At 67.8% G+C, this 24,743-nt stretch carries 24 protein-coding genes; 12 read left to right on the top strand and 12 right to left on the bottom strand.

Going from position 1 to position 24,743, the window contains the following annotated elements:
* Positions 1-31: 31 nt before the first annotated feature.
* Positions 32-928 (top strand): glycine betaine ABC transporter substrate-binding protein, encoded by an 897-nt coding sequence (locus E3N86_RS14125; RefSeq protein ID WP_104171603.1) that lies wholly within the window; start codon positions 32-34, stop codon positions 926-928.
* Positions 929-993: 65 nt separating this feature from the next.
* Here the strand turns inward: E3N86_RS14125 and E3N86_RS17670 are convergent, their stop codons facing one another.
* The 8 genes from E3N86_RS17670 to E3N86_RS14090 all read right to left on the bottom strand — a co-directional run bounded on the left by E3N86_RS17670 (position 994) and on the right by E3N86_RS14090 (position 5,349).
* Positions 994-1,125, bottom strand: a complete 132-nt coding sequence (locus tag E3N86_RS17670; RefSeq protein ID WP_255453076.1) for a hypothetical protein — start codon at positions 1,123-1,125, stop codon at positions 994-996.
* A gap of 78 nt (positions 1,126-1,203) precedes the next feature.
* Entirely contained in the window at positions 1,204-1,986 is a 783-nt protein-coding gene (locus E3N86_RS14120; protein ID WP_241980515.1) for an alpha/beta hydrolase, read from the bottom strand.
* A 100-nt stretch (positions 1,987-2,086) separates the two neighbouring features.
* A complete protein-coding gene (locus E3N86_RS14115) occupies positions 2,087-2,680 on the bottom strand; it encodes an energy-coupling factor transporter transmembrane protein EcfT (RefSeq protein WP_104102832.1) in 594 nt (197 codons plus the stop codon).
* A gap of 10 nt (positions 2,681-2,690) precedes the next feature.
* Complete coding sequence (locus E3N86_RS14110; protein ID WP_104102835.1) at positions 2,691-3,371, bottom strand: energy-coupling factor ABC transporter ATP-binding protein; 681 nt, start codon at positions 3,369-3,371, stop codon at positions 2,691-2,693.
* Entirely contained in the window at positions 3,368-4,027 is a 660-nt protein-coding gene (locus tag E3N86_RS14105; protein ID WP_134341813.1) for a biotin transporter BioY, read from the bottom strand. The genes E3N86_RS14110 and E3N86_RS14105 overlap by 4 nt, the downstream gene beginning before the upstream one ends.
* 45 nt (positions 4,028-4,072) lie before the next feature.
* The gene (locus E3N86_RS14100; RefSeq protein WP_134371707.1) at positions 4,073-4,456 is read right to left on the bottom strand and encodes a YdeI family protein; all 384 of its coding nucleotides are present in this window, start codon (positions 4,454-4,456) and stop codon (positions 4,073-4,075) included.
* Positions 4,457-4,676: 220 nt separating this feature from the next.
* On the bottom strand, positions 4,677-5,069 hold the full coding sequence (locus E3N86_RS14095; protein ID WP_134371705.1) for a hypothetical protein: 393 nt from the start codon (positions 5,067-5,069) through the stop codon (positions 4,677-4,679).
* Between the two features lie 91 nt (positions 5,070-5,160).
* Positions 5,161-5,349, bottom strand: coding sequence for a hypothetical protein (locus E3N86_RS14090; RefSeq protein ID WP_104195104.1), 189 nt, complete (start codon positions 5,347-5,349; stop codon positions 5,161-5,163).
* A gap of 124 nt (positions 5,350-5,473) precedes the next feature.
* Here E3N86_RS14090 and E3N86_RS14085 point away from each other — a divergent pair, with 124 nt between their 5' ends.
* From E3N86_RS14085 to E3N86_RS14075, 3 genes are read left to right on the top strand one after another with little or no spacing between them, the layout of a single operon-like run.
* The gene (locus E3N86_RS14085) at positions 5,474-6,073 is read left to right on the top strand and encodes a TetR/AcrR family transcriptional regulator (RefSeq protein WP_134512176.1); all 600 of its coding nucleotides are present in this window, start codon (positions 5,474-5,476) and stop codon (positions 6,071-6,073) included.
* 5 nt (positions 6,074-6,078) lie between these two features.
* A complete protein-coding gene (locus E3N86_RS14080; RefSeq protein ID WP_134512175.1) occupies positions 6,079-8,979 on the top strand; it encodes an MMPL family transporter in 2,901 nt (966 codons plus the stop codon).
* The gene (locus E3N86_RS14075; RefSeq protein WP_134512174.1) at positions 8,976-10,892 is read left to right on the top strand and encodes a YhgE/Pip family protein; all 1,917 of its coding nucleotides are present in this window, start codon (positions 8,976-8,978) and stop codon (positions 10,890-10,892) included. Before E3N86_RS14080 ends, E3N86_RS14075 begins: the two co-directional genes overlap by 4 nt.
* 440 nt (positions 10,893-11,332) lie before the next feature.
* Here the strand turns inward: E3N86_RS14075 and E3N86_RS14070 are convergent, their stop codons facing one another.
* Together E3N86_RS14070 and E3N86_RS14065 are read right to left on the bottom strand one after the other, a co-directional pair.
* On the bottom strand, positions 11,333-12,109 hold the full coding sequence (locus E3N86_RS14070) for a PspA/IM30 family protein (protein ID WP_134371697.1): 777 nt from the start codon (positions 12,107-12,109) through the stop codon (positions 11,333-11,335).
* Entirely contained in the window at positions 12,106-12,774 is a 669-nt protein-coding gene (locus E3N86_RS14065) for a hypothetical protein (protein ID WP_134371695.1), read from the bottom strand. Before E3N86_RS14065 ends, E3N86_RS14070 begins: the two co-directional genes overlap by 4 nt.
* 203 nt (positions 12,775-12,977) lie before the next feature.
* On the opposite strand from E3N86_RS14065, the gene E3N86_RS14060 reads away from it, so the two are divergent.
* The 7 genes from E3N86_RS14060 (at position 12,978) to E3N86_RS14030 (ending at position 21,817) form a co-directional block, all read left to right on the top strand.
* Positions 12,978-15,230, top strand: coding sequence for a bifunctional alpha,alpha-trehalose-phosphate synthase (UDP-forming)/trehalose-phosphatase (locus tag E3N86_RS14060; protein ID WP_134512193.1), 2,253 nt, complete (start codon positions 12,978-12,980; stop codon positions 15,228-15,230).
* A 45-nt stretch (positions 15,231-15,275) separates the two neighbouring features.
* Complete coding sequence (ilvD, locus tag E3N86_RS14055; RefSeq protein ID WP_134512173.1) at positions 15,276-16,970, top strand: dihydroxy-acid dehydratase; 1,695 nt, start codon at positions 15,276-15,278, stop codon at positions 16,968-16,970.
* Positions 16,971-17,007: 37 nt separating this feature from the next.
* Positions 17,008-18,828, top strand: a complete 1,821-nt coding sequence (locus E3N86_RS14050; protein ID WP_134371693.1) for an acetolactate synthase large subunit — start codon at positions 17,008-17,010, stop codon at positions 18,826-18,828.
* 3 nt (positions 18,829-18,831) lie between these two features.
* The gene (ilvN, locus tag E3N86_RS14045; protein ID WP_104102867.1) at positions 18,832-19,341 is read left to right on the top strand and encodes an acetolactate synthase small subunit; all 510 of its coding nucleotides are present in this window, start codon (positions 18,832-18,834) and stop codon (positions 19,339-19,341) included.
* A gap of 41 nt (positions 19,342-19,382) precedes the next feature.
* The gene (gene ilvC / locus E3N86_RS14040) at positions 19,383-20,411 is read left to right on the top strand and encodes a ketol-acid reductoisomerase (protein WP_134512172.1); all 1,029 of its coding nucleotides are present in this window, start codon (positions 19,383-19,385) and stop codon (positions 20,409-20,411) included.
* A gap of 444 nt (positions 20,412-20,855) precedes the next feature.
* Complete coding sequence (locus E3N86_RS14035) at positions 20,856-21,452, top strand: DNA polymerase III subunit gamma/tau (RefSeq protein ID WP_134371691.1); 597 nt, start codon at positions 20,856-20,858, stop codon at positions 21,450-21,452.
* Complete coding sequence (locus tag E3N86_RS14030) at positions 21,449-21,817, top strand: hypothetical protein (RefSeq protein WP_104171617.1); 369 nt, start codon at positions 21,449-21,451, stop codon at positions 21,815-21,817. The genes E3N86_RS14035 and E3N86_RS14030 overlap by 4 nt, the downstream gene beginning before the upstream one ends.
* A gap of 226 nt (positions 21,818-22,043) precedes the next feature.
* Here the strand turns inward: E3N86_RS14030 and E3N86_RS14025 are convergent, their stop codons facing one another.
* Complete coding sequence (locus E3N86_RS14025; RefSeq protein ID WP_104102881.1) at positions 22,044-22,439, bottom strand: DoxX family membrane protein; 396 nt, start codon at positions 22,437-22,439, stop codon at positions 22,044-22,046.
* Positions 22,440-22,536: 97 nt separating this feature from the next.
* On the opposite strand from E3N86_RS14025, the gene serA reads away from it, so the two are divergent.
* On the top strand, positions 22,537-24,129 hold the full coding sequence (serA, locus tag E3N86_RS14020) for a phosphoglycerate dehydrogenase (protein ID WP_134512171.1): 1,593 nt from the start codon (positions 22,537-22,539) through the stop codon (positions 24,127-24,129).
* Here the strand turns inward: serA and E3N86_RS14015 are convergent.
* Entirely contained in the window at positions 24,119-24,712 is a 594-nt protein-coding gene (locus E3N86_RS14015) for a TetR/AcrR family transcriptional regulator (RefSeq protein WP_104102886.1), read from the bottom strand. The two genes, serA and E3N86_RS14015, sit on opposite strands and share 11 nt — an antisense overlap.
* Positions 24,713-24,743: the final 31 nt, after the last annotated feature.

Below are 24,743 nucleotides of genomic sequence, written 5' to 3'. Positions count from 1 at the left end.
TCGCCCACCAGGCGACACGAAAGGAAACAATATGAAAAACCGATCACTGTCCCTCATCGCCCTCGGAGCCGTTGGGCTCCTCGCACTCAGCGGCTGCGCCTCGGCCGAGGCCGCCGTCGTCGGCGACGGGAACAAGGACCAGAAAGACATCACCATCGCCGTGTTCAACGGCTGGGATGAAGGCGTCGCGGTCTCCGAACTGTGGAAGGCCATCCTCGACGAGAAGGGCTACAACGCGGAGTTGGAATACGCCGACGTTGCCCCCGTCTACTCGGGTCTCTCCACCGGAGACTACGACATCAACATGGATGTCTGGATGCCACAGACCCACGCGTCCTACGTGAAGGAGTACGGCGATGACATCGTCGACCTCGGCGCATGGAACGAGGAATCCCGCCTGACCATCGCCGTCAACAAGGATGCCCCCATCGATTCCCTCGACGAGCTGGCCAGGAACGCCGACAAGTTCGGCAACCGCATCGTCGGAATCGAACCCGGAGCCGGCCTGACCAAGGCCACCACTGAGAAGGTCATCCCGGCCTACGGCCTCGACGACATGGAATACCTGACCTCATCGACCGCAGCCATGCTCACCGAGCTGACCGCGGCCACCAAGGCCGGCGAGAACATCGTCGTCACCCTCTGGGAGCCGCACTGGGCCTACGGTTCGCTGCCGATCAAGACCCTCGAGGACCCCAAGGGAACCCTGAAGAACACCGAGTCGCTCCACAGCTACGCCAAGTCCGACTTCGCCGAGGACTTTCCGCAGGCCACCGAGTGGATCAAGGGCTTCGACATGGACCTCGACAAGCTGTACTCGCTTGAGAAGGCCATGTTCGTCGACTACGACGGCAAGGACTACGAGCCGATCGTGGCGAAGTGGATCTCCGAGAACCAGGAGTACGTAGACTCTCTGACCACCACTTAACACAGAACACAACACGAGAGCGGCAGGAGAGGCCCGGTCAAGGATACCCGGGCCTTTCTTGCACCTCAGCGGGGCAGCACGGATGTGCGCCCCCGGGTGTCGAAGGCGGCCGACCGCGCCCCGCAGGGTGCCGGGGCGACGCTGGCAGTGGTTGCCCTGGTTTTGGAGGTCGAATCGAAGATGACCAGGGTGCTCACGCCGTGCTCCAACGATCGGGTTCGTCAGGTGCCGGCCGCTTCAGTGCATCGCAACCGCGGACCGGGGAAGGTTGCCGACTACGGGGTTGTCTGTGTCAGGAACTCAGTGAGCTCGCGGGTGATTTCGGCGGCAACGGCATCCGTTGACATGGTGGCAACACCGTCGCCGTTCTCGGCGCCGTAGTCGCCGAACCGCGCATGGTTGGCGCCTTCGATTTCGACGAAACGGGTGTCGGGCACAAGTAGATCTGCGCTGTCGGCGATCTTCTCCGGGGTGCTGAGGCCGTCGGCGCTCCCGCTGAGGCTGAGGGCCCGCAGATCGGTGCGCTCCGGCGCGGCCGCGCAGTAGCTGCCGAACAGCACCAGCCCTGCCACCGCGGGATCGTCCGCCAGCATGCAGGCTCGCACGCCGCCGATCGAGTGGCCGCCCACGAACCAGGTGGAGACGTCGGGGACGGCGTCGGTGAAGGTGGACAACGTCCGGCGGTCGAAGATGGCGAGGTTGAGCACCGGCTTGGTGATCACAACGGTCACCCCGGTGTCTTCGACCGTGCCCGCCAGCTTGTCGAGGTAGGCATAGGGGTCAACCCGGGCACCGGGAACGAAGACCAAGCCGATGTCGCCGGCGTCGTCGGCGGGCGCGAGGACGACCGACGTGGGGGTGTCGGTGACGGTCACGTTCGGGTTGGCGAAGACCTCGTCCGCCGCGGCCCGATCGGCCACGCGCACAGTGTTCACCCAGGCAAGGAACACGATCACGACGAGTACGAACGCGGTCAGGGTCCACCAGCCACCGGCCCGGATGCCGCGCCGCAGCCGTCCTCGTCGACGTGCCTCGGTCATGCAGCCGGGCTGGATCATCGCGCTCCGCTCCTCGCCTGTCCGGTCGGGGTGAGACCGGAAACCGCTGGTGGTCTCAACCTAGCCGCAACCGACCTGCCGGGGCCGAACCGCTCCGGCCTCAGTCGTCGAGACCGCGGGCGGCCAGAGCCTCACCGATCGCATCCGCGGCATAGAGCGAGCGCACGACCACCGGCACGGCCAGGGCGAGCAGCGAACCCTGGGTGCCGCGCGCCCGACGGGCCTCGATCACCTCGGACACGATCTCGGTGACGAGCGGGATGCACCGCAGGGTGAGGGCGAGGAGGAGGCCGACCCGGTCGGCGTCGACCCAGCGACGGAACGGTCGCAGAAGCTTCTGAAAGCCCTCAAGCACGGCCGTGACCGTGGTCGTCACGGTGAACAGCGCCGCCAGCGCCACGGCGATCAGTAGCCGCCCGGCCATCAGGCCGGCCGTGGTCCAGCCGGCGAACAGCGCCTGGACTGGAACGGCGATCACCAAAATCCACAGGATCGGGCCGATCTGCTGCCACGCCGCGCCCAGCGGCACCCGCGCCACCAGGAACAGTGCGGCGACCCCGAGAAGGCAGGCGCCCAGCTGCCAGAGCTCGCCGAGCGAGCCGACGAGCAGCACGGCGAGCGAGAGAAGCACGAGCTTGAGCAGCATCGGCGCGCGGTGGATCAGCGAGTGGCCGGGGTGATAGAGCCCGATCATGCCGGCCCGATCATGCCAGCAGCTCCCGGTACGCGCCGAGCGCGGCATCCGGTGCACCGTCGGCGACCACCCGGCCGTCCTCGATCACAATCACGCGGTCGAAGGCGGCGAGCAGGTCCAGCTGGTGGGTGACCACGATGACCTGCTGGCTCAGGCCGAGCAGAAGTTCGGTGATGCGCCGGGCATTGCGTGCGTCGAGCAGCGTGGTCGGCTCGTCGGCGACCACGATCTCAGGCTCCGCCACGAGCACGGCCGCCAGCGCGAGCAACTGCTTTTGGCCGCCGGACAGCCGGTGCGCCGGATGGTCGGCGTGCTGGTCGAGCCCGAAGCGCTCGAGCGCCGCCCGCGTGCGGGTCGAGATCTCGAGCGGGGTCAGCCCGCGGCGGCGCAGGGTGAAGGCGACGTCTTCGGCCACGGTGGGCATCACGATCTGATTGTCCGGGTTGGTGAAGATGAAGCCGACCTGCCGGCGCACCGCCTTGGCGTTCCGGGCCACGTCGAGGCCGCCGACGCTCACGATTCCGGTGTCGGGCTTGATCAATCCGTTGATCAGGCGCACGAGGGTGGACTTTCCCGACCCGTTCGCACCGACGATGCCGATGCGCTGTTCGGTGAGGGTCAGACGGATGTCCCGCAGCACCATCCGTTCACCGAACGCATGCGAGACGCTGTCGAAGTCGATCCTGCTCATGATGCGGGCGTGACTGCTCCGGCGGTGACGTCGGCGGCCTCGGGCGCGGGAGCGGCGCTGCGGCGCGGCGGGATCAGACCCGGGTAGGCCCTGTGAACCTGGCGGGCCACCAGTACGGTCACGACCACCTTGATCAGGTCGCCGGGCAGAAACTTCGCGGCGTCGACAAGAGCAACCCAGAGCGGCAGGCCCAGGTTGATCGCGGTGACGGGCACGCCGATCAGGTAGACCACGACGATACCGCCGAGGGTGGTGGCGCCGAGCGCCGCCCAGAGCCGGTAGCGGGGGAGGAGCAGGCCGGTCAAGTAGCCGATGACCAGGGCGCCGAGCAGCCAGCCGTAGAGGTAGCCGGCGGAGGGTGAGGTGGTGAACCAGACGATGCCGCCGCGCCCGCCAGACAGCAGCGGGAGGCCGGCTGCGGCGAGGGCGAGCAGGAGGAGCACGGCGAAGAAGCCCTTGCGCGCCCCGAGGATCGCCCCGGCCAGCATCACCCCGAGGGTCTGGAAGGTGATCGGCACGGCCACCGCCCCAATACTCAGGGCGCCGGGCAGTCCGAGTGCGGCGATCAGGGCGGCGAAGATGGCGATCTGCGACAGGTCGCGCACGCTCATGATGCGGGGTGTCGGGGTGCGGGCGATGAGGGGGCTGGAAGTCATGATCTTCAATCTAGAATTCCGCGGCAGCGCGAGTCTGAAGAAGACCTACAAAGAATGCGGCGGAACTCTATACGGGCGCGTCCGGCAAGCTCCCGACGCAGGGGTGTCTCGGGGTTTCTGCCGGTAGAGCGTTTCCCCGCATTCGAGCATGCCGATGTAGGTCGCAATCTTCGCGGCGCGAGCCTCGGGCTGCTTCGTACCGTCGAGGCGGAACAGGATCGCGAAACGGTTCTGGGACGTGAGCGCCGGGAAGAACCCGGCGGGACGCATCCACCCCTCCGCGATGAGGGTGAGGGCTGAGTCCCGGTTGAGCTGTGACCACACGCTGCGGGCTCGGCGGGGAGTGAAGGCCTGCGACAAGTAACCGTCGAGAGAGTTCACTTGCCCGTCGATCCAGCCGCAGCACAACGCGATCTCGAGCGCCTGCATGGGTGGTCTCCGGTGCCGCGGGGCGTTTCTTCCGCAGCTGCAAACGGATGCGCTCGTCCGACGGAGTACTGCTGTGCCATGCTCACCCTTTGCTCCTGCACAACAAGCACTGGACGATCATCCGCACCGGAACTCAGTGCCGACTGCGGTCACCGATGCAGGTTGACCCGGAGTGGACGATAATCGCGTTGCCGAGCGAGCAAACAAGCGGGGCCGAGGGTCAGGCGACGAGGCGGGCGTTGTTCGTCGAAGCAGCGGCGGAGAAGCGCGGAAGGGTGGCCGTCGGCGCCCGCTCCGGTTCGGCCCAAACGGAGATCGGGGCGGGAATGAAGGGGAGCGCGGTGGGCTCGGCGGTGACCTCGCCGCGCAGAATGGCGGTCTCGGTGCGGAGCACGGAGGCCAGGGACGAGGCAATCTGGTTCGCCTTCAGATCGTGGAAGATCACGTCGGTGTCGTCACTGCTGCGGGGAATTAGAGTCCACTGGCCTTGGGCGCCGACGAGACGAGCGATTTGGGTGTGCAGGAGCTCGAATATCTGAGCGTCGCTGAGCTCGGGAACGGGCGGGGGGATGACCGGTGCGACCGGTGCGACGCGACGTCGTCGACCAAACATCGGGAGCCCCTTTCGGCTAACGTGCCCGTGAACTCTTCAGTTTGCCGTGCGGCGCGCTACGGCCCGCGCTGACACGCCGACAGCGGAGGACTTAGTCTTCGATTCGGCGATCGTCGGCATCCTGGATGACGGTTCCGATGGCGACGGCGGCGCTGAGCAGCCAGCCGACCCACATCAGCGCCAGGCGCCAGTCGCGGGGACCGGTGCGGGTGGCGCTCAGAATGTTCCAACCGCCGGCGAGCACGCCGATGATGGCACTGCTGAAAATGAACTTTCGCATGGAGACCTCCGCGTCTAACGCTACCCGGAAGTTGCCCGGCTGCACGTTTCCCGACAATCTGACCGATCGGACAAGCTCTGACCGATCGGTCAGGTACCGTGATCGGGTGACTCCAGAGCCCGTTATGCCCCAGCCCCCACACAACCGCCAGAGCACCAGCGCAGAACTGCGCGCGACAGCGCTGGAGCAGTTCGCCTCGGTCGGGTTCGCCGGCACCTCGCTGCAGCAGATCGCCGACGCGGCCGGGTACTCCAAATCGAGCGTGCTCTACCACTTTGCCTCCAAGGAAGCGCTCCTCGACGAGGTGCTCACCCCGGCGGTGAACCGGCTGGAGGCCATTCTCGAACGGTTCCTCGCCACCGAGGAGAGCGCCCTGACCCGGAGCCGGTTCGTGAACGACTTCATCGACTTCATCCTTGAATTCCGCCTCGAGCTGCACACCTTCATCAACCAGTCTCAGTCGCTGCGCGGCATCCCCGTGATCGACCGGGCAGGAGTGGTGATCGTGCGCCTCTCCGACACGCTGTGCCACGGCGATGCGAGTACGGAGGACCGCATCCGCTTCGGTATCGCCCTCGGCGGCGCCGCCTACACCCTGGTGGCCGGCATGACGTTCCTCGGGGAGGAGATAGCCCCGGTGGAAGAGGTCCGACCGGCTCTCCTGACCGTCATCACCGAGTTGCTTGCCCCTGTCACCGTTCGCACCGCCCCGTCCCGGAAGTAGCACCCATGGCAACCCTGCTCTATCGAATCGGTCACTTCGCCTACCAGCGTGCGGGCCTGGTGCTCGGCATCTGGGCCATCCTGCTGGTCGGGATCCTCGGCTCCGGGGTGGCGCTCGGTGGCCAGACCCAGGAGTCGTACGCGATTCCCGGCACGGAATCACAGGACACCATCGACAAGCTCGGCGAGGTGTTCCCCCAGGCGGCCGGCGCCGCGGTACAGGTTGTCTACACGGCCCCGGACGGGGCATTCGTCACCGACGAGCCTTACCGCACGGCCATCGTCGACATGGCGGCCGAACTCGCGGACGTGCCCGGCGTCGACTCGGTGCTGACGCCCTATGACGAATATGCGTCGGGCGCGATCTCCGACGACTCGGAGAGTGCGTTCAGCCAGGTTCAGTTGTCCGGCTTATCAACCGACGTCACCGCGGAAACCCTCGACGACGTGACCGCGACGCGGGATATCGCCGAGCAGGCCGGCCTCGAGGTAGCCTTCGGCGGCCAGGTTTTCCAGGACAACACCTTTGGCATCACCATCTCCGAGGTTCTCGGCCTGATCTTCGCGGGCGTGGTGCTGGTGATCACCTTCGGTTCGCTCGTATCCGCCGGGATGCCGCTGCTGATGGCCCTGATCGGCGTCGGCGTCGCCATCGGCGGCATCACCGTGATTTCCGCATTCGTGCCAGTCTCGAGCACGGCCCCCATGCTCGCCCTGATGCTCGGACTCGCCGTAGGCATCGACTACGTGCTCTTCATCCTGTCGCGGCATCGCACGCAGCTCGCCAATGGGGTCGAACCACACGATTCGGCCGCCTCGGCCGTGGCCACCGCCGGCAGCGCCGTCGTCTTCGCCGGGATCACCGTGATCATCGCCCTGCTCGGGCTGCTCGTGGTCGGCATCCCGTTCCTCAGCGTGATGGGGCTGGGCGCCGCCTTGGCCGTGCTGGTCTCCATCTTCGTGGCGGTCACGCTCCTCCCCGCCGTTCTCGGCCTCGCCAAGGGGCGCCTCACTCCCAAGACAGGCAGCCGCGCGCACCACCGGGCCACCCGTCCAGACACCGGCCGGCCCACCCTCGGCCACCGCTGGGTCAACCTCGTGCTCAGGGCGCCGGTCGTGGCCGTGCTCCTCGTGGTGGGCGTGCTCGGCACGCTGGCGATCCCGGCCCTCAGCCTCGACCTGAACCTGCCTGACGGGGCGTCCGAGCCGGCCGGTTCGACGCAGCGAGAGGCGTTCACCATGCTCGAGGAGGGCTTCGGTCCGGGCTACAACGGTCCGCTCATCGTCGTCGTCGACATCACCCAGACGACGGATATCTTCGGTGACCTCGACACCATCGGCGCGGCCCTGCGCACCCTGCCCGGCGTGGCCTTCGTCGGCAAGGGCACTCCGAACCCGACCGTCGACACCGCCATCATCCAGGTCATGCCGGACAGCGCGCCGAACGCGCCCGAGACCAAGGCGCTCGTGCAGGCCATCCGCGATCTGGCACCATCGATCGACGACGACTTGCGCACCCCCATCGCCGTGACCGGCGCGACCGCCGTGTCGATCGACATCTCCAACCGCCTCAGCAACGCGCTCGTGCCGTTCGCCCTGATCGTGGTGGGGCTCTCGATCATCCTGCTGACCATGGTGTTCCGGTCGATCTTCGTGCCGATCAAAGCGGCCCTCGGGTTCCTGCTCTCGGTGGCCGCATCGATCGGCGCGACCGTGGCGATCTTCCAGTGGGGCTGGTTCTCCGAGCTGCTCGGGGTGGAAACCCCCGGGCCGATCCTAAGCTTCCTGCCCATCCTGCTGATGGCCGTGCTCTTCGGTCTGGCCATGGACTACGAGGTGTTCCTCGTCTCCGGCATGCGGGAGGAGTTCGTGAAGACCGGCCTGGCCCGCGAATCCATCGTGCACGGGTTCTCCCACGCTGCCCGCGTGGTCACGGCCGCCGCCCTGATCATGTTCTTCGTCTTCTTTGCCTTCGTGCCCGAGGGCACCGGGGCGATCAAGGGCATCGCGTTCGCCCTCGCCGTCGGAGTCTTCCTCGACGCGTTCCTGGTGCGGATGACATTGGTCCCGGCCGCGATGGCCCTCGCCGGCGATGCCGCCTGGTGGCTGCCATGCTGGCTCTCCCGCATTCTGCCCAACGTCGACATCGAGGGTGAGGGTCTGCGCCGGCACCTGGCCGACAAGGAATGGGCCATCAGCCAGCCGCACGCCATCACGGCCGAGGGAGCCGTCTTCGGGCTGCCGGAGAGCCCCTTCGGGCCGCTGGACCTCACCATTGACGCCGGCGCGGTGGTGGTACTGACCGGCTCCGCCACCCACCGCCGCGTCGTCGCCGCCACCCTGGCCGGCCGGCTCGACCCGGTGTTCGGCCGCCTCCAGGTCATGGGCTTTCCGCTGCCGTCCGAGCGCAGCCGCGCCCTCCGCGCGGTGGCCCTCGCCGACGTGGGCGACAGCCGCGACAATGGGCTCACCGTGGGGGAGTTGCTGGCCGAACGGCTGGACCTGGCGCATCCGTGGTACCGCGTCGCGTCGCGCCGCTCGCTTCTCGCGGGGTGGATCGCGCGTCTGAACGGTGCGCTCGGCACCCCGTCGAGCGGCCGGGACGCCGGCCCGATCGTGGCCGGCACGACGGTATCGTCCCTCTCCGCCCTGGGCCGTGCCGCGGTGCTTGTGACGGCGGCGCTCATCGAGACCCCGGGAGTTGTCATCGTCGACCTCGGCGAGGGACTGCCCGTCGACCCGGCGGGGCGGGACCTCGTGCAGGTGCTGGCGATCCTCGCCCCGGCATCGACCGCCCTCATCGTCGGTGCCGCTTCCTTCCCTGAGGCGATCGCGGTCTACCGCGGGGCCCGCCCGCTGCAGACCCTCGAACTCGATTCCCGTGACCGAAAGGCCCTGCAGCGATGAGCACCAGGCTTGAGAAACTGTTCAGCCGCACGCCCGGGCAGCGCCGAGGGGCCCTCGGGGCCCTGCTGGCGGGCCTGATCGTGGTGCCGCTGGCGGTTGCCGGACTCTTCGCCGGGGCTCTCGCCACCGCCGATCAGCGCGTGGACACGCTGTCGGCGATCGTCGTCAACAACGACGAGATCGTCACCACCACCCTGCCCGACGGCACCGAGCAGCCGGTGCTCCTCGGCCGCCTGCTCGTGACCGAACTCACCAAGCCTTCCGATGACGGGTCCGAGGCCACCGGGTTCGACTGGACCATCTCCAACTCCGCGGATGCCGCGGCGGCCCTGGCCTCCGGCGACGCCTACGCGGTGCTCACGATCCCGAAGGACTTCTCGGCGTCGGTGACCTCGCTGGGCGGGGCGGCTCCCACCCAGGCCGACCTGGGCATCCGCACGGATGACGCGCACTCGTTCCTGGCCGGATCGGTGGCCCAGTCGGTGGGCACCGCCATGTCGGGCGTCTTCGGCCGCGAGATCACCTCGCAGTACCTCAACGGGCTCTACACCAGCCTGGCTGTGCTGGGCGAGTCCCTCACGCAGGCGGCGGATGGCGCCGCGCAGGTTTCGACCGGGGTCACCGGCGTGGCCACCGGACTCGATTCGCTGGCCGGCGGCACGGCCGCCGCGGCATCCGGGGCCTCGTCCGCCGCGACCGGCGCCGCCAGCTTCTCCTCCGGCGTGGCCGAGTACACCCAGGGCGTCACCGGACTGAGCGACGGCCTGACTCGGCTGAGCACGGGCGCGGCCGGGCTGGCTCCGCTCGCGACCGGCCTACCGGCCTACGCGGCCGGGGTGCAGTCCAACGCCGACGGTTTCAGGCAGCTGAACGCGGCCATGCAGAGCGACCCGCGGGTCGCCGACTACGCGCCGGCCCTGCTGCAGCTCCAGGGCGGATTCGACGCCCTCGCCGCGCAGAGCACCGGCATCGGCCAGGTTGGTCCGGGCCTCGAAGGCGTGCTCGATGGGGTGTCTCAGAGCGCCAACGGTGCGAGCCTGCTCTCCGCCGGCGGCAGCGACCTCCGCGGCGGTGCCAGCGACCTCGCCACCGGCGTTGCCGGCATCGCCACCGGCCTCTCGCAGCTGGCCACCGGAACAACGGATGCCGCGGCGGGCGCCCGCCTGCTCGAATCGGGCGCGGTCGAACTCGCCAGCGGGCTGCAGGACGGCGCGGACAGCGCGGCCCTTCTCACCGACACCGACCCGGTGACGACGGCGGCGGTCGTCTCCGAACCGGTCGGCATCACCGCGGAGCGCGACAACGCCTTCGCGTCGATCGGCCCGGTCATCGGCATGGTCTTTGTGCCGATCGGCCTGTGGATCGGTGCCCTGGCGATCTTCCTGGTGATGCAGCCGCTGTCCGCGCTCGCGCTCGCGTCGACCGCGTCGACCGGCAACCTCGTGGCCCGCAGCCTCGGCCGTGCGTTCGGAATCGCCGCAGCGCAGGCCGTGGTCGTGGTGTTGTTGCTGCACAGCACGCTCGGCGTCTCGTGGTCGATCCTGCCGTCGACCCTGGCCTTCGCGGTGTTCCTCGCCTTCGTGTTCGCGGCGGTGCACCACTTCCTCACGGCGGCGTTCGGCCGGGTCGGAATCGTGGTCTCCCTGGTACTGCTCGCGCTGCAGCTCACCGCGGTGGGTGGGCTCTACCCGATTGAGCTGGTGTCGGCGCCGTTCCAGATGATCAGCCCGTTCCTGCCGCTCACCTGGGCGGTGCGGGGCATGCAGGCCATTGTCTCCGGGGGAGGCGGCAGCGCCGGCGGGCCCGCGGCCATCCTGCTGATCTTCGCACTGGTGAGCGTTCTGGCCTCGTATTGGACCGTCGCCAGCCGGCGCGGCGCCCGCTCGTTCGGCCTGGCGCAGGCCCGCAGCTGATTCGGGGTATCTGTTCCCGGAGGGAACGTGTGCCCGCCCGCGTGAGGTTGCGCCCCGTGCGCCGCACGAATTCGCCGGAGATTTTGGCTCACCCGAGCAACCGTGGTTCAGGTTCAGGTTCAGGCGAGCTTGCGTGTGGGGCTGACTCAGGACATCCGTCGCCCAAATTCTCCAGTCGGCGCGGACCAGTGCGGAACAGGTGCGGATACCCGGCTCGGCCCGGCCGGATCTCCTGAGGTGGCCACACCTCCCGCCTGATGCGCCGAAGTGCCTGTGCGGTTCGGGCGTGCACCTCGCGCTTTGTTCTGCCCCGCAGCCCGAACGAATTCGACGGAGATTTTGCCAAGCCAGGTCCAGGATGCCCCGGAAAGTAGCGTTTCCGCCAAAATCTCCGTCGAATTGGTTCGACGACCTGGCTCAGAGTTGGTCGACGACCAGGATCAGGGGAGAGACGGGCCCTGGCCGATACTCAACCAGGCGTCGGTTCCTCCGCGAGCGTTCGGGCCAGGGCCTCGGTTCGTGGCGCGGGCCTCCTTCATCGCTTGAAGCTGGCGGTCGACAGCCGCTCTGGTCGCCCCAGCCGAGAGCTGCCGTTCGAGGTCCGCGTCGAGCGGGGCCGTGACATCGTTCAGAGCGCCGCTGGAGAGCAGCTCGTCGGTGGCGGCGGCGCGGGCCTGCATCTGGGTGACCCGGTCCTTGGCCCGGTCGAGGTCGGCACCGACCGTGCCCAGTTGCGAGCCGATGCCGGACGCGGCCTCGTTGGCCTTGACCCGAGCCTCGGAGGCAGCGTAGGTGGCCTTGATGGTCTCCTTCTCCGTGCGGAAGGCGGCGACCCGTTCGGCGAGGCGTCGTTCGTTGTCCTGCAGTTGCGCCTGCTGCTGCGCCAAAACGAGGTACTGGTCACGGATGGCTGCCACCTGGCCCTCGAGGAGCGACCGGCGTTCCAGCGCCGTGCGGGCCAGATCTTCCCGGCCCTGGTTCAGGGCCTCCTGGGCCTGGTCGGCCAGCCGCTGGTAGCGGCCGCCCATGTCCTGCCCCTGCAACTCAATTCGCTTCTTTGCCGTTGCGACCTCGGCCAGCCCCAGGCGCACCTGCTGGAGCGACTTCACCTGCTGCTCGTAGCTGTCGTCGAGGGCCTCGCGGGGGTCTTCGATCCGGGTCAGGGCCTGGTTTGACTTGCTGCGGAGGATGACGCGCAGCCGCGAGGTGAGGCTCATGATTCAGTCCTTCTGTTGAAAGTATTCATGGGCAGGGGCCGGCGCGGATCGGAGAACCCGTCGTTGCCGTTATGGGAGTGGCCGTCGAGGGAGCAGCCGTTGAGCGAGCGGCCGTTGAGGGAGCGCAACTCATCGACCCCAGCCCGGAGCGCGGCCACCTCGCGGTCGACCTCGGACCGAAGGGCCGTGAGGGTGTCATCGGTGAGCTCTCCGAGACCGGCAGCGACGGCCGAGCGCAGCCGGCGCACCAACCCGGCCACTTGGTCGACACGGCGGCCGGCCACCGACAGCGCCTCGGCGAGCACGACAGGATCGGCCTCGCTCGTCAGTAGCCGCAGCTGCGATTGCAGCGTGACGCTTTCGCCCTGAATGCGACGGAAAAGTCGCGGAAGCTCGCCGAGCGGGCCCTGGCTGCTCCGGGCCAGGTCGACGGCTGCCTGACCACTGTCGAGAGATTCCTTCAGCCGCAACTGCAGCTTCAGAACCTCGTGTTGCGGGCCCCGACTCAGGATGGTGCGAGAACGCAACACCGCGCCGGTCAGCCTGCGGCTACGGCGAATGCGCCGGTACAGCCTCCGCACCAGAACGAAGAACGAGACGAAGACAACGAGGCTGATGGTCGCGAGTGAGATCGACACCCAGCTCAGCAGTGAATTCAGGTCCATGGGTCCGCCTCTTTCAAACAGTCAGCCGGGGTCGCGCCACACCCGGACACGATCCACGGGTTAAAGTACGCGCGTTACCTCAAAGTTGTCCCCATGTCGGGCGACCGTGGCCGAGTGGCCAGCCCGGCCACCGCTTTCGGCCCACTGGTAGCCTTGGGAGACCACCAAGGCGTCGCTCTGCGCCCGCCGGAACGGACGATCCCATTACCTCTGCAGCCGAACCCACGGCATCCGCCGCCCCGGACTCCACCTATTCGCTGGTCGTGGTCTCCAACCGCCTCCCGATCGAGATCGAGGTTTCCGAAGACGGAACCGAGGGCTGGCGCACCTCGCCCGGCGGCCTGGTCACCGCCCTCGAGCCCATGATGCGCAGCTCCGACGGCGCCTGGGTGGGCTGGCCCGGCATCGCCGACCGCTCGTTCGACCCGTTCGAGAACGACGGCATCTCCATCGTGCCGGTGCGGCTCAGCGAGTCGGAGTTGGAGGATTACTACGAGGGCTTCTCCAACGACACGATCTGGCCGCTTTACCACGACGTGATCGCGCCGCCGCGCTACCACCGCGAATGGTGGGAGGCCTACGTTCGGGTGAACCGCCGCTTCGCCGACGCCGCCGCATCCGCCGCTGCGCCCGGCGCCACGGTGTGGGTGCACGACTACCAGTTGCAGCTCGTGCCACGGATGCTGCGCGACGCGCGGCCCGACCTCGTGATCGGGTTCTTCAACCACATCCCTTTTCCGCCCTACGGGATCTACGCCCAGCTACCCTGGCGCAAGCAGATCCTCGACGGACTGCTCGGCGCCGACCTGATCGGTTTCCAGCGCCTCGCCGACGCCGGTAACTTCTCCCGAGCCGTGCGCCGCCTCTACGGCTATCCGACCCGCGGCGTCGCCATCGATGTGCCCGCACCCGATGGCAAGCATCGCCGGGTAATCGCCAAGCACTTCCCGATCTCCATCGACGCCGCCGCCTACGAGGAACTGGCGCGGCGCCCCGAGATCCAGGAGCGGGCGCGCCAGATCCGCGAAGACCTCGGCAACCCCCAGACGATCATGCTGGGCGTGGACCGGCTCGACTACACCAAGGGCATCGCCCACCGCATCAAGGCGTTCGGCGAGCTGCTCGCCGACGGCAGCCTGAGCGTGGAGGACGTCACCCTGGTGCAGGTCGCCAGCCCCTCCCGGGAACGCGTCGGCCCCTACATCGCCCTGCGCGACGAGATCGAACTGGCCGTCGGCCGCCTCAACGGCGACTTCTCCACCATCAGCCACACCGCCATCAGTTACCACCATCACGGCTACCCGCGCGAGGAGATGGTGGCGCTCTACCTCGCGGCCGACGTGATGCTCGTGACCGCGCTCCGCGACGGCATGAACCTCGTCGCCAAGGAATACGTGGCCGTGCGCTTCGACCGCGACGGCGTGCTCGTTCTGAGCGAGTTCGCCGGCGCCGCCGACGAGCTCAAACAGGCCGTGCTGATCAACCCGCATGACATCGACGGCGTGAAGGCCGCCATCCTCAGGGCCGTCGCGATGCCCCGCCAGGAACGGCTGCGACGCATGCGCTCGCTCCGCCGCAAGGTCTTCGACAACGACGTCGACGCCTGGTCCTCTTCCTTCCTCCGAACCCTGACCGAAGGAGCCGCCGTGCGTCCCGGGATCCCCGACACCCTCGCCGGTGCGCTGAAGGATCTCAGCCGCGCCGACAACATCCTCGTGGCCCTCGATTTCGACGGGACGCTTGCCCCGCACGTCGACAAGCCCGAAGACGCGCGCGCAGTGGCAGGCACCCGCGAGGCGGTGCAGCGCCTGCTCGACCTCGACGGGGTGCGGGTCGCGTTCGTCTCCGGCCGGGCCCTGGTCAGCCTGCGGCACGTGGCGCAGCCGCAGACCGATGTGCTCCTCGCCGGCTCGCACGGGATCGAGGTGCAGCTGGACACCCCCGAGATCGAACTCGACCTCGTCACCGAGGAACTCGAGCAGCTCGACGCCCTCGCCCGGGTGCTTGAGCGCATCTCCGGCAGCATCGACGGAACCTGGATCGAACGCAAGCCGGCCGGTCTGGCCCTGCACACCCGGCTGGCGACGCCTCGGAAAGCGGCGGCCGCCCTGAAGGCCGCACGCGGGGAGCTGGGCACGCTGCTGCCCGGCCTGACTGTGCGGGACGGCAAGGACGTGATCGAATTCGCGGTGCGTGCCAGCACCAAGGGCGACGCCCTTGCGCGGTTGCGCCGGCACGCGGGGGCCGACCGGGTCTTCTACGCCGGCGACGACACCACCGACGAAGACGCCTTCGCCGTGCTGCGACCCGGCGACGTCGGCCTCAAGATCGGGGCAGGCGACTCGCTCGCCGGCTACCGGGTGCGCGGCCCCGAAGACGTGCCGCTGGTGCTGGGCCTGATCGCCGATGCCCGCGCGGCCGTCGCCGCGGAGCGTGAGGCCGCCGCCGGAGCATGACCCTCGGGCGACGTTCCGCCTTCAGCGGACGTTTAGACTCAGTGCATGACTGAGATCGATATGAAGCCTCGCAGCCGGGACGTCACCGATGGAATCGAAGCCACCACCTCGCGGGGGATGCTCCGGGCCGTCGGTATGGGCGACGCCGACTGGGAGAAACCCCAGATCGGCATCGCAAGTTCGTGGAACGAGATCACGCCCTGCAACCTCTCCCTGGACCGCCTCGCGCAGGCCGCCAAAGAAGGTGTGCACGGCGGCGGCGGCTACCCGCTGCAGTTCGGCACCATCTCCGTCTCCGATGGCATCTCGATGGGCCATGAGGGCATGCACTTCTCCCTCGTCTCCCGCGAGGTCATCGCCGACTCGGTCGAGGTTGTCATGCAGGCCGAGCGCCTCGACGGCTCCGTGCTGCTGGCGGGCTGCGACAAGTCGCTGCCCGGGATGCTGATGGCCGCGGCCCGCCTCGACCTGGCCAGCGTTTTCCTCTACGCAGGATCGATCGCTCCCGGCTGGGTCAAGCTTTCCGACGGCACCGAAAAAGACATCACCATCATCGACTCCTTCGAGGCGGTGGGCGCCGTCAAGGCCGGGCGGATGTCCGTGGCCGACGCCAAGCGCATCGAGTGCGCCTTCGCTCCCGGCGAGGGTGCCTGCGGCGGCATGTACACCGCCAACACCATGGCCAGCGTGGCCGAGGCTCTCGGCATGAGCCTGCCGGGATCGGCCTCCCCGGCCTCCGCCGACCGCCGCCGCGACTACTACGCGCACCGCTCCGGCGAGGCCGTCGTCAACCTGCTGCGTCTGGGGATCACGGCCAGGGACATCCTGACCCGCAAGGCCTTCGAGAACGCGATCGCCGTGGCGATGGCGTTCGGCGGCTCCACCAACGTGGTTCTGCACCTGCTGGCCATCGCGAACGAGGCCGAGGTCGAGCTCACCCTCGACGACTTCAACCGCATCGGCGACAAGGTGCCGCACATCGGCGACCTGAAACCGTTCGGCAAGTACATCATGAACGACGTCGACCGTCACGGCGGCGTGCCGGCCGTGATGCGGGCCCTGCTTGAGGCCGGCCTCATCCACGGCGACGCGCTCACCGTGACCGGCAAGACCGTGGCCGAGAACCTTGCCGAGATCGACCCGCCCGAACTGGACGGCGAGGTGCTGCGCACCCTCGACAACCCGATTCACGCCAGCGGCGGAATCACCATCCTCAAGGGCTCTATCGCCCCCGAGGGTGCCGTCGTCAAAACCGCCGGCTTCGACTCCGACATCTTCGAGGGACCCGCGCGCGTGTTTGAGCGTGAGCGCGCCGCCATGGACGCTCTCACTGCGGGGGAGATCCAGAAGGGAGACGTCGTCGTCATCCGCTACGAGGGACCCAAGGGCGGGCCCGGAATGCGGGAGATGCTCTCGATCACCGCCGCTATCAAGGGCGCCGGGCTCGGCGCCGATGTACTACTCTTAACGGACGGTCGATTCTCAGGCGGCACAACCGGACTGTGCATCGGCCATATAGCACCCGAAGCGGTGGACGAAGGTCCAATCGCCTTCGTGCGCGATGGTGATCTGATACGGGTCGATATCGCAGCTCGCACGCTCGACCTACTGGTCGACCCTGATGAGCTGACCGCCCGGAGTGTTGGCTGGGCACCTCTGCCTCCGCGCTACACCCGGGGCGTTCTCGCAAAGTACTCGAAGCTTGTCCAGTCTGCGGCCGTCGGCGCCGTCACGGGGTAGAACTCACTATTCGTCATCGAACTAGGGAACTGATCACATGACCGCGGAAACACCCGTGCCATCACCGTCGCCCTCGTCTGCCGCGGCCGCCGGGGCGCCCGACTCGGGGGCACCGGAAATCCTCACCGGTTCCGGTGCGATCATCCGCTCGCTGGAGCTGCTGGGCGTCACCGACGTCTTCGGTCTGCCGGGCGGCGCCGTCATTCCGCTCTACGACGAGCTGATGAGCCAAACCGTGATCCGGCACATCCTGGTGCGGCACGAGCAGGGTGCCGGCCACGCCGCGGAGGGCTACGCCTCGGCGAGCAACCGCGTCGGGGTGGCCATCGCCACCTCCGGGCCCGGCGCCACCAACCTTGTCACCGCCATCGCCGACGCGTACATGGACTCGGTGCCGATCCTTTGCATCACCGGCCAGGTCTTCTCCACCCTGATGGGCACGGATGCCTTCCAGGAGGCCGACATCGTCGGCATCACCATGCCGATCACGAAGCACTCCTTCCTGGTCAAGCGTCCCGAGGACATCCCCGCGGCTATCGCGTCGGCTCACCTGATCGCCTCCACCGGCCGGCCCGGCCCGGTCCTGGTGGACATCACCAAGGATGCCCAGCAGAAGAGCGCCCCGTTCATCTGGCCGCCCAAGCTCGACCTGCCCGGCTACCGGCCGGTCACCAAGGCCCACGGCAAACAGGTGCAGGCTGCGGCCCAGCTGCTTGCCGAGGCCAAGAAGCCCGTCCTCTATGTGGGTGGCGGTGTCATCCGTGCCCGCGCGTCGGAAGAACTGCTCGCGTTCGCCGAACTCAGCAAGACGCCCGTCGTCACCACGTTGATGGCGCGCGGCGCGTTCCCGGACTCGCACGACCAGCACCTGGGCATGCCCGGGATGCACGGCACCGTGTCCGCGGTGCTCGCGCTGCAGGAGGCAGACCTGATCATCGCGCTCGGCTCCCGCTTCGACGACCGGGTCACCGGCAAGGTCTCCGAGTTTGCGCCGCACGCCACGATCGTGCACGTCGACATCGACCCCGCGGAGATCGGTAAGATCCGCGCCGCCGACGTTCCCATCGTCGGTGATGCCAAGGAGGTCATCACCGAACTCACCATCGCCTACGCGGCCGCCATCACCACGACGACGCCCGACGTCAGCGTTTGGTGGACCTACCTCAAGGGTCTGCGGGAGGAGTTCCCGCTGGGCTATTCCGAGCCGACCGACGGCCTCATGAGCCCGCAGTTCGTGATCCAGCGCATCGGCGAGCTGACCGGGCCGGAAGCCGTCTATGCGGCCGGTGTCGGCCAGCACCAGATGTGGGCGGCCCAGTTCATCAAGTACGAGCGGCCCAATTCCTGGCTGAACTCCGGGGGCGCCGGCACGATGGGCTACTCCATCCCCGCAGCGATGGGTGCCAAGGTGGCCGAGCCCGACCGGGTGGTCTGGTCGATCGACGGCGACGGATGCTTCCAGATGACCAACCAGGAACTGGCCACCTGCACGATCAACAACATTCCGATCAAGGTCGCCATCATCAACAACTCCTCGCTGGGCATGGTGCGCCAGTGGCAGACCCTGTTCTACGACGGACGGCACTCCTTCACCGATCTGCACACCGGGCACGGGTCCGCCATGGTGCCGGACTTCGTGAAGCTGTCGGAGGCCTACGGTGCCCTCGCCATCCGGGTCACCAGCCCCGACCAGGTCGACGACGCCATCAAGCTGGCGTTGGCGACCAACGACCGGCCCGTGGTGATCGACTTCATCGTGAGCCGGGACGCCATGGTCTGGCCGATGGTGCCGCAGGGTGTCAGCAACAGCTATGTGCAGTATGCCAAAGAGCACGCACCGACCTGGGAAGAGGAATAACCCGTGAGCACCCACGTTCTGAGCCTCCTCGTCGAGGACAAGCCCGGCCTGCTCACCCGGGTCGCCGGCCTCTTCGCCCGCCGCGGTTTCAACATCGAGAGCCTCGCCGTCGGCCACACCGAAATCCCCGGGCTCTCCCGCATCACGATCCTCGTCGACGTCGAAGACGCACCGCTGGAGCAAGTGACCAAGCAGCTGAACAAGCTGATCAACGTCATCAAGATCGTCGAACTCGACCCGGCCCAGTCGGTGCAGCGCGAACACCTGCTGGTGAAGGTGCGCGCCGACAACACGACCCGGTCGATGGTGCTCGAAGCCGTGACCCTGTTCCGGGCTCGGGTCGTCGACGTGTCCGTCGACGCGGTCGTGATCGAGGTCACCGGGGACTCCGGCAAAACGCAGGCGCTGCTGCGCGTGCTCGAGCCCTACGGGATCAAGGAAATCGCCCAGTCCGGCCTGCTCGCCATCGGCCGCGGGTCGAAATCGATCAGCGAGCGCGTCTTCAAAAACTAGAGCTCGACCACCGACTACAACAACAAGGAGAACATTTACTCGTGTCTGAGATTTACTACGACAAAGACGCCGACCTGTCGATCATCCAGGGCAAGAAGGTAGCCGTCATCGGCTATGGCTCGCAGGGTCACGCCCACGCGCAGAACCTGCGCGACTCGGGTGTCGAGGTCGTCATCGGCCTCAAGGAGGGCTCGAAGTCCAAGGCCAAGGCCGAAGAGGCCGGCTTCACCGTTCTCAGCACCGCCGAGGCATCCGCCTGGGCCGACGTCATCGTCATCCTGGCGCCCGACCAGGTGCAGCGTCACCTGTTCGCCGACGACGTGCTGCCGAACCTCGCTGCGGGCAAGGCCCTTGTCTTCGGACACGGCTTCAACATCCGTTTCGGCTACATCAAGGCCCCCGAAGGCATCGACGTCACCATGGTCGCCCCCAAGGGACCGGGCCACACCGTGCGCCGCGAGTATGAGGCCGGCCGCGGCGTTCCCGTGATCGTCGCCGTCGAGAAGGATGCCTCGGGCGCGGCCTGGCCGCTCACCCTCAGCTACGCCAAGGCGATCGGTGGGCTGCGCGCCGCCGGCATCAAGACCACCTTCACCGAAGAGACCGAAACCGACCTGTTCGGCGAGCAGGCCGTGCTCTGTGGTGGCGCGTCGCAGCTGATCCAGTACGGCTTCGAGGTTCTCACCGAGGCCGGCTACCAGCCGCAGGTCGCCTACTTCGAGGTGCTGCACGAGCTCAAGCTCATCGTCGACCTGATGTGGGAGGGGGGCATCGCCAAGCAGCGGTGGAGCGTCTCCGACACCGCCGAGTACGGCGACTACGTCTCCGGCCCACGCGTCATCGACGCCCACGCCAAGGAGAATATGAAGGCCGTTCTCGCCGACATCCAGAACGGCGCCTTCGCGGCCCGCTTCATCGCGGACCAGGACGCCGGAGCACCGGAGTTCCTTGCTCTGCGCAAGAAGGGCGAAGAGCACCCCATCGAAGCCACCGGCCGTGAGCTGCGCAAGCTGTTCGCCTGGAACGCCTCCGCCGACGACGACTACACTGACGGCGAAGCCGCGCGCTAACACCCGAGCTCGCATCGGCAGCGGGGCCAATCCACTGGATTGGCCCCGCTGCCGCGTCAACGGCGCTGATTGCCCGAGGATGCATTCGGGGTGCTTGCCACGTCTGGTCCGGGTGGTCACCATTGATGCCCGTGGATGAACCCGGCCTGCCGGTTCGCACAGGACACGACCCCATTCGCAGCCGGTTCATGGCAGCCCCGACGGCCCGGCGGGGGAGACGGTCACGGCCGCGAAGCTCGAGCGCGCCTCGGCCCCGGACACCGTCTTCCGGCTCGTCGCGCAGAAGAAGATCCCAGCCGACAAGCTGACCACGCGTCGGTTCCGGATGGACCAGATCCTCGAGGCGTACGACACCTTCTCCCGCGCGGCGGAAACCAAGGCACTGAAAGTCTTGATCAGCCGGAAGTGTGCGCCGCCCGGGCGGCGCCTCGGTACGCTGGTCTCATGACTTCTGGACACTCCGGTGACGACAACCGGGACGACGCCCTGGGCTGGGCCGGCGACGACGACCCCACGCTCGTCTCCGGCGACGAGTCTGGCGCGACCGCACGGCCCGCCGAGCCCGATTCGGGCGCTTTCGTCACGACCGGCGACGGTTCCGGCTCCGGCTCTGAAACCGAAACCGACACCGGCACCGCGGCCGGTACCGAGACCGGTTCCGTCGCGCCTCCGGAGGGATGGACCGTGGCCGGTCCGGCATCCGCTGTCGCGGCGAAGGCGGCGGCCGACGCCGCCCTGACCCGCACGGCCACGAGTTCCCTGGCGCTCGTCTCGCTCGGAATCTTCGGCGGAATATATCTGCTCTACACGGTGGGCTGGTTCATCGGCGTGGGCCGCATCCAGACCCCGCCCGCCGACGAGTTGTCCGAGTTCATGTTCTCCCTCGGTCTCTGGCTGGCCGTGGCCGCTCCCGCGGTCTGGTTCGCGGTGACGTTCTGGCTGACCAGAACGCATCCCCGAGCCCGGATCGGCTGGCTACTCCTCGGAGTCGTTCTGCTCGCCCCGCTGCCGTTCATCTCCGGACCGGGGGTCATCGCATGACCGATTCACCGGTGACCACGCCCGCGACCGTCCCCTCATCCCGGCGGCGCACCCCGCGCTGGCTGTCGACGGGCATCGCGATCCTGTTCGGCCTTTGCTATGCCTACGACATCTGGGAGGGCGTCGGCAACCTCGTCGGCCTCAACATCCTGGCTCAAAGCCTCGACACCCAGCTGAGCGGACTCGGTATTTTCGTGCTCCTCGTCGGCATCCTGGGCCCGCTCCTCGTCTTCGTGCTTGCCGCGTGGATCGGGCGCTCACGCGGACCCGCCGCGCAGGCTGCCCTGTTCCTGGCCGGCCTGGGTCTGAACGCCGCGATCGCCGCCAACATCTTCACCCTCGGCGCGGGCAGCCTGCTCGCCTAGCCCTGCCTGCTCGCCTAGCCCTGCCTGCTCGCCTGGCCCTGCTTGCTCGCCTGGCCCTGCTTGCTCGCCTGGCCCTGCCGCTCGGTGTCCCGAACGAATTCGACGGAGATGTTGCTCTCAACAGCGCGTTTGGGTTAAAAAACGGGTGTTTGACCCAAAATCTCCGTCGAATTGGTTCGACACCGGGCAGGGCGCTCCGCCTGTGGTGCACGGCGTCGCCTAGCGCTCAGGCGATCGCGACGACGATCAGCCCCATCAGCACGAGCTGCCCGGTCAGCCGCGGCACGAGGGGGATCGCGGCCACGCCGAAGCGGTCCGGGTAGCGCGCGGCGAAGGCGTTGGCGGGGAAGATCGCCGCCAAGAACACGATCAGGCAGACGCCGGCCGTCACGATCGTGGGTGGATACAGCAGTCCGAGCCCGCCCGCGATCTCGCAGACTCCGGTGAGGATGACGAGGTTGCCGGGGCGAAGCATCCCGGTCGTTCGCAGCCGTGGCGGGATCATCGCCCTCATCGTGCGCGCCACACCCGGCACGAAATGTGCGATGCCGGCGCCGATGAAGACCACCGCCAGCACGATGCGCACGGCGAACTGGAGGTCGGGGAATGTAACGCTGCTCATGGCCCTATTCTCCAGCCGATAGAGTGATTTCATATCTGGCGCCCCACGGTCGCGGCGCAAGCCATGCTTTTCTGCTGCAATCGGAGGATCCGTTTTCGTGTCAAAACCTGTTGTCCTAATCGCTGAAGAATTATCGCCTGCCACCGTCGACGCCCTCGGGCCCGACTTCGAGGTCCGCTCCGTAGACGGCACTGACCGGGTCGCGCTACTCGCCGGACTGGCCACGGCGCATGCCGTTCTGGTGCGCTCCGCCACGAAGGTGGACGCGGAGGCAATCGCCGCCGCACCGTTACTGAAGGTCATCGCCCGCGCGGGCGTCGGCCTCGACAACGTCGACATTAAAGCGGCCACGGCTGCGGGCGTCATGGTCGTCAATGCCCCGACCTCCAACATTATTTCCGCCGCAGAACTGACCGTCGGGCACATCATCAGCCTGGCCCGTCACATCCCGGCCGCCCACGGCGCGCTGGCGCAGGGGCAGTGGAAGCGCTCCAAGTACACCGGCGTCGAGCTCTACGAAAAGACCATCGGCATCATCGGCCTCGGCCGCATCGGCGCCCTCATCGCGGCGCGGATGCAGGCCTTCGGCACGAACATCATCGCCTATGACCCCTACATCACCTCCGCCCGCGCCCAGCAGCTCGGCGTGGTTCCGGTCAGCCTCGATGAGCTCCTTGCACAGTCGGACTTCATCACCATCCACATGCCCAAGACGCCCGAAACCAACGGCATGATCGGCGCCGAACAGTTCAAGCTGATGAAGCCCACCGCGTTCGTCGTGAACGTGGCCCGCGGCGGCCTCATCAACGAGAACGACCTCTACGACGCCCTCACGGCCGGCACGATCGCCGGCGCCGGCCTCGATGTGTTCGTCAGCGAGCCGCCGACCGGGTCGAAGCTGCTCGGCCTCAACAACATCATCACCACGCCTCACCTCGGCGCCTCCACGGACGAAGCCCAGGAAAAGGCCGGCGTCTCCGTCGCTAAGTCGGTTCGCCTCGCCCTGTCGGGGGAGCTCGTCCCCGACGCGGTCAACGTCGCCGGAGGCGTTATCGACCCCTACGTGCGCCCCGGCATCCCGCTGGTGGAGAAGCTCGGCCAGGTCTTCTCCGGTCTCGGCGCCCACAGCCCGCTGACCAGCGTCGACGTCGAGGTGCGCGGCGAGCTCGCCGACTATGACGTGAGCGTGCTCCGGCTCGCCGCGCTCAAGGGCATTTTCACCAATGTCGTCAGCGAGACCGTGTCCTACGTCAACGCGCCGTTGCTTGCCGAGCAGCGCGGCGTCGCGGTGCGCATGATCACCGACAAGGAGTCGCCGGAGTACCGCAACGTCATCACGCTGCGTGGCGCCCTCGCGGACGGCTCGCAGGTATCGGTGTCCGGCACCCTGACCGGCACCAAGCAAATCGAGAAGATCGTCGAGATCAACGGCTACGACGTCGAGGTTCCGTTCGACGACCACCTGATCGTGATGCTCTACACGGACCGTCCGGGAATCGTGGCCGTCTACGGCCGCGAGTTCGGCGACGCCCAGATCAACATCGCGGGCATGCAGATCGCCCGCCACGTGGCTGGCGGCAAGGCCCTGAGCGTACTGACGGTCGACTCGCCCGTTCCGGCGAGCCTGCTGGCCACGGTGCGCGACGCGATCTCGGCCGAGGCCATGATCGAAATCTCCATCACCGAATAGCAGTTCCGTCGGTCATCCGCCCGATCACCGCGAGCAACCGGTCCAACCTCGTCGTCGATGTGTCATCGACGGCAGGCTGGCCGGGGCTCGCGAGGGTGGATTCGTAGTACAGCCCGTCACTGACGAGCATGATCACCTCGGCCACGTCCGGGTCTCCCACCGCCTCCTCGATGACGCTCAGCCACTGGCGTCGAGTTGCGGCCAGGGCCGCATTGGCCAACGGATGTGCCCCCTGCGCGAGCCTGACGGCCGCACCGATCGACTGGTCGAGCACGGTCCCCTCGCTCATCGACGTGCGGATCAGGTAGTCGACCGCTCCGGCCGAGGCCGCTCGAATTTGTTCGACATCGTCGGCGACGAGCGCGTCGAGCCGGGCCAGGAGTCCCTCCACGAGCGCGTCTTTCGACCCGAAGTGGTAGAGCAGGCCGCCCTTGGACAGGCCAGCCGCCACCGCCACCGCCTCGAGGGTGGCCGCCCGCTCGCCCTGGTCGATCAGGAGGTGCGCGAACGCGTCCAGGATGCGATCGCGCGTGGGGGAGAGGCGGGGCACGTTCCGGGCCGGGGCTGCGGTTTTAGAGCTCATGGTGCTACTATACCGTCTGGACGGTTCACTG

The sequence above is a fragment of the Cryobacterium sp. Hz7 genome, from assembly GCF_004402815.1.
Taxonomy (GTDB): domain Bacteria; phylum Actinomycetota; class Actinomycetes; order Actinomycetales; family Microbacteriaceae; genus Cryobacterium; species Cryobacterium sandaracinum.
The sequence above is the reverse complement of the archived record's forward strand: the minus strand, read 5'-3'. Positions and strand labels throughout refer to the sequence as shown.

Excerpts from the sequence above, each read along its gene's own strand:
- E3N86_RS14125 (WP_104171603.1), top strand. The coding sequence starts at position 32 with ATGAAAAACCGATCACTGTCCCTCATCGCCCTCGGAGCCGTTGGGCTC.
- E3N86_RS14120 (WP_241980515.1), bottom strand. The coding sequence starts at position 1,986 with ATGATCCAGCCCGGCTGCATGACCGAGGCACGTCGACGAGGACGGCTG.
- E3N86_RS14115 (WP_104102832.1), bottom strand. The coding sequence starts at position 2,680 with ATGATCGGGCTCTATCACCCCGGCCACTCGCTGATCCACCGCGCGCCG.
- E3N86_RS14110 (WP_104102835.1), bottom strand. The coding sequence starts at position 3,371 with ATGAGCAGGATCGACTTCGACAGCGTCTCGCATGCGTTCGGTGAACGG.
- E3N86_RS14105 (WP_134341813.1), bottom strand. The coding sequence starts at position 4,027 with ATGACTTCCAGCCCCCTCATCGCCCGCACCCCGACACCCCGCATCATG.
- E3N86_RS14100 (WP_134371707.1), bottom strand. The coding sequence starts at position 4,456 with ATGCAGGCGCTCGAGATCGCGTTGTGCTGCGGCTGGATCGACGGGCAA.
- E3N86_RS14095 (WP_134371705.1), bottom strand. The coding sequence starts at position 5,069 with ATGTTTGGTCGACGACGTCGCGTCGCACCGGTCGCACCGGTCATCCCC.
- E3N86_RS14090 (WP_104195104.1), bottom strand. The coding sequence starts at position 5,349 with ATGCGAAAGTTCATTTTCAGCAGTGCCATCATCGGCGTGCTCGCCGGC.
- E3N86_RS14085 (WP_134512176.1), top strand. The coding sequence starts at position 5,474 with ATGCCCCAGCCCCCACACAACCGCCAGAGCACCAGCGCAGAACTGCGC.
- E3N86_RS14080 (WP_134512175.1), top strand. The coding sequence starts at position 6,079 with ATGGCAACCCTGCTCTATCGAATCGGTCACTTCGCCTACCAGCGTGCG.
- E3N86_RS14075 (WP_134512174.1), top strand. The coding sequence starts at position 8,976 with ATGAGCACCAGGCTTGAGAAACTGTTCAGCCGCACGCCCGGGCAGCGC.
- E3N86_RS14070 (WP_134371697.1), bottom strand. The coding sequence starts at position 12,109 with ATGAGCCTCACCTCGCGGCTGCGCGTCATCCTCCGCAGCAAGTCAAAC.
- E3N86_RS14065 (WP_134371695.1), bottom strand. The coding sequence starts at position 12,774 with ATGGACCTGAATTCACTGCTGAGCTGGGTGTCGATCTCACTCGCGACC.
- ilvD (WP_134512173.1), top strand. The coding sequence starts at position 15,276 with ATGACTGAGATCGATATGAAGCCTCGCAGCCGGGACGTCACCGATGGA.
- E3N86_RS14050 (WP_134371693.1), top strand. The coding sequence starts at position 17,008 with ATGACCGCGGAAACACCCGTGCCATCACCGTCGCCCTCGTCTGCCGCG.
- E3N86_RS14035 (WP_134371691.1), top strand. The coding sequence starts at position 20,856 with ATGACTTCTGGACACTCCGGTGACGACAACCGGGACGACGCCCTGGGC.
- E3N86_RS14030 (WP_104171617.1), top strand. The coding sequence starts at position 21,449 with ATGACCGATTCACCGGTGACCACGCCCGCGACCGTCCCCTCATCCCGG.
- E3N86_RS14025 (WP_104102881.1), bottom strand. The coding sequence starts at position 22,439 with ATGAGCAGCGTTACATTCCCCGACCTCCAGTTCGCCGTGCGCATCGTG.
- E3N86_RS14015 (WP_104102886.1), bottom strand. The coding sequence starts at position 24,712 with ATGAGCTCTAAAACCGCAGCCCCGGCCCGGAACGTGCCCCGCCTCTCC.